At 60.3% G+C, this 3801-nt stretch carries 3 protein-coding genes; 2 read left to right on the top strand and 1 reads right to left on the bottom strand.

The features are described from left to right. Window positions 1-102: 102 nt before the first annotated feature. A complete protein-coding gene (locus J2T55_RS13170) occupies window positions 103-1506 on the bottom strand; it encodes an OprO/OprP family phosphate-selective porin (protein WP_259057843.1) in 1404 nt (467 codons plus the stop codon). A 235-nt stretch (window positions 1507-1741) separates the two neighbouring features. Here J2T55_RS13170 and J2T55_RS13165 point away from each other — a divergent pair, with 235 nt between their 5' ends. Both J2T55_RS13165 and gloB read left to right on the top strand, forming a co-directional pair. Beyond that, window positions 1742-2812: a substrate-binding domain-containing protein gene (locus J2T55_RS13165; RefSeq protein WP_259057842.1), complete on the top strand. Its 1071-nt coding sequence runs from the start codon at window positions 1742-1744 to the stop codon at window positions 2810-2812. 89 nt (window positions 2813-2901) lie between these two features. Continuing rightward, window positions 2902-3672, top strand: a complete 771-nt coding sequence (gloB, locus tag J2T55_RS13160) for a hydroxyacylglutathione hydrolase (protein ID WP_259057841.1) — start codon at window positions 2902-2904, stop codon at window positions 3670-3672. The last annotated feature ends 129 nt before the right edge of the window (window positions 3673-3801 follow it).

Below are 3801 nucleotides of genomic sequence, written 5' to 3'. Positions count from 1 at the left end.
CTTCAGCGACTGATGACGGACTCGGCCTTGTTCCCCGCCCCTGGCTCTATAGCAATATCCTATGACCACAGAGTTGCTGCAAGCATAGGATGACGCTTACATTTAGAACTCGACCTGGCCGCGCACGGTGAAGATATCCGGCTCGTCGCCGGCGACCGGGCCGCCGTCGGTATCCAGCACCCTGATGTAGTTGGCCGAGAAGCGCAGGTTGGCGTTCGGGAACCAATTCAGTCCCAGCGTCATGTTGTCCGCTTCACCGCCATTGATGGCGCCGTCATTGAGATCAACGTTGCTGAAACGCGCACCGACCTGCCAGGCACCGATGCCTCCCTTGCCGACGATCGAGTTCGGACGGACCGACTTGAAGGCACCGCCGCTGCCGCTGTAGCTGCGCTGGTCGTCGGTGAGGAACCACAGCACTTCGGCGTAATAGCCGTCGAAACCGGCATCCGGCTGCGCACCGTTGCCATTGAGTTCGACGCCCATGTATTCGCCCTGCAGGGTCAGGCGGTCATGAACCCAGGCCGCTTCCAGGCCGTAGCGGTAGAAGTCATCGGCCTGGAGGTCTATACCCATATTGCGCGTATCAACCTGCCGTATATCGGTAATATGCGATTCGTGTCGCGATGAAAACCGGGTAGTACCGGCCTGACCGGTATCGCGATACGACAGCGCACCGCCGAAATGCAGGACCTGATCTCCGTCATTGATCGGCGCATAGGTCGCGCGACCGGTCACCCCCATGCCTTCATCGTCGCCACCCGAAGGGCTGTCGATGCCGCTACCGAATACGCCGGCGGCGGCGCTCCAGTGATCGCTGCCGCTGCTGAATTCGAGACCGATGTTGCGGCCCGGTACGAACAGGTGTGGCAGACCGCGCTCGATAAAGTTGATGTACTTGGAGCTGGTCATGTTCTGCAGGCTGAACGGCTCCTTGAAGTGGCCGCCCTGCACGCGCACCCCGGCGGGCGCATTGTAGGCCAGGTAGGCGTCGGCTATGCCGCCACTGGCGCTGCCGGTGAAGTCGTACTGGAACTTATAGTCCCAGACGCGCCAGAGCGTACCGGAAGCAAACAGCCGGCCACGCCGGATCTCGCTGCCGTTGCCATGATCGGCGAGGTCCTGATCATGAATGGCGGCATCGGCCTGGATACGGCCACCAACCCGGAAGCTGAAATCCTCGTCCGCCGAGGTAACCTCGAACTTGCCGCGGGTATTGATGGTCGGTTGCTTATCCCGCGATGCCCGCTGTTCCGCTTTCCGGGTCTGCTCGGCAACCTGCTTTTGCACTTCCGCCCGAGTAACCTCGCGCGCCTGATTGTTCTGCTGGCGTTCGTCGCGTTCGGCGACCTGGCGAATGGCCCGATAGGTCTCCTCGTCAATCGTGCCGTTTTCATGCAATGCATTGAGCAGTTCGTACAGGGCCTCATTGCCATCCGCCTGCAACGGCATGCTGATTATGAGGCACAGCCCCAATACCCCAATGACCGGTTTGTAATTGTTCATTGCAACGACCTCACTTTTTCATACGTTCCTGAAGAGTAAATACTTAACCCGTATCTTTTCGATTTCACATTATTCGTGATCCCTGCGCGATCCCTGCACTCGGCGGCCGCGAATTCCGACTGCTTTAATGATTTGTAAAATATGTTCATTTATACATAATGATTTTCTTATGCCATTAATATTAATATTCTAATTTCAAAATCAAACAAACCAAATAAGCACTGATATACATAAATTGAAGATCGATCTGGAATTGAAGTGGCGGGTCGGCGATGAGGCCGGTAGCCACATGGACCCGGTGCTGTTTGAGCTGCTCGCCGGCATACGCGATAGCGGCACCCTGCGGGCAGCGGCCACGGCGGCGGGTGTTTCCTATCGCCACGCCTGGGGCATGCTGGAACGCTGGGAGACGATGTTCGGCCAGCCGCTGGCCAGTTTGAGCCGCGGCCGTGGCGCCGAACTGACAGCCCTGGGCAAGAAGCTGCTGTGGGCCCGTAGCCGGGTCGCGGCCAGGCTGGGGCCGGAACTGGAGAACCTGGGCTCGGAAATCCGCACCGAACTCGATAGTCTGCTGGCTACGGAAGTGCCCCCGGCGCTGCGGGTTTTCGCCAGCCACGGCCTGGCCCTGAGCCAGCTCAAGCGACTGGCCGGCGAACAGGGTGAGCTCAAGCTGGACCTGCAGTTTCGCGGCAGCCTGGAAAGCCTGCGCCTGCTGAAGGCCAGGCGCTGCGATATTGCCGGTTTTCACATGGCTACCGGGGAGATCGGCGAGCAGCTGAAACCCCGCTTCCGGCCGTGGCTGTCTGCGGAGCAGCAGACGCTGGTCCAAGTCGTCGGCCGCCAGCAGGGTCTTATCCTGCCACCGGGCAATCCGAAACAAATCCGCTCGACCGCCGACCTGGCACGCCCGGACGTCACGATCATCAATCGTCAGCCCGGCTCCGGGACACGGCTGCTGTTCGACCAGTTGCTGGCTAACGCCGGCATCGCCGCGGAACAGCTGCACGGCTACGAAACGGAGGAATTCACGCACATGGCCGTCGCTGCGCTGGTCGCCAGCGGCAGTGCCGACGCCGGCTTCGGCATCGCCGCCGCCGCCGAGGAAATGAATCTCCCGTTTCTGCCACTGGTTGGGGAAAACTACTATTTCTGCCTGGCACACTCGCTGCTGGCGGGTGAAGCGGTGCAGAGCCTGCTGGCGCTGCTGAAGAGCGCGGCATTCCGCGAGCCGGTGAATCGCCTGGCGGGCTATGATGCCGGCCGTTCGGGCGAACTGGTGTCGATCGTCAGTCTCTTGGGTGAATAAACCGCGATAAATAAACGCCAGCGACAGACTTGCCTGACGCGCCCGGTCTGTTAGCCTGAAACCTGTCATTCAGACCGGATAGCAGCACCATGTCGGCACCGCTCGTACACCTGTTTCCCTGCCTCAACGACAACTACGGCTTCCTGCTGCACGATCCCGATTTCGGCATGACCGCCAGTGTGGATACGCCCGAGGTCGGGCCGATACTGCAGGCGCTGGACGAGCGCGGCTGGCAGCTGACCCATATTTTCAACACCCATCATCACTGGGACCATGCCGGCGGCAATCTTGAACTCAAGGAACGCACCGGTTGTACCATCATCGGCCCGCGTGCCGACGCCGACCGCATTCCCGGCATCGACGTCAAGGTCGGCGAAGGCGATCGCTTTGAATTCGGATTGCAGACGATCGCGGTCAGCGAAACGCCCGGCCATACCCGCGGCCATATCGTCTTTCACCTGCCCGAACACCATATCGCTTTCGTCGGCGACACGCTGTTTGCCATGGGCTGCGGCCGCCTGTTCGAGGGCAGCCCCGAACAGATGTGGGATTCACTGCAGAAAATACTCGCCTGGCCGGACGCGACACGGATTTACTGTGCCCACGAATACACCCAGGCCAATGCGCGTTTTGCGCTGACCGTTGACCCGGCGAATGAGGACTTGCAGCAGCGCGCCACCGAGGTTGATGCATACCGGGCGGAGAACCGGCCGACGGTGCCGACAACGCTGGCGCTGGAAAAACAGACCAATCCGTTCCTGCGCGCCGACGCCGCCGGCATTCGCCAGACCCTGGAAATGGAAAACGCGCGGCCGGTCGATGTGTTCGCCCGGGTCCGCGCGTTGAAGGATGCGTTCTAGCTAGGCCTCAGCTCATGACCGAGACCCGCCCTGATGATTAGGGCCTGTTGATCTTTGCGGTTTAATTAAGGATGGGCATGGTGCCTGTTATCATTGTTTTCGGACAAAACAGTGAGTTGAGGCGACCAT

This window comes from Methylohalomonas lacus (genome assembly GCF_024808875.1).
GTDB lineage: Bacteria > Pseudomonadota > Gammaproteobacteria > Methylohalomonadales > Methylohalomonadaceae > Methylohalomonas > Methylohalomonas lacus.
This window is presented reverse-complemented; position numbering and strand designations above follow the sequence as displayed.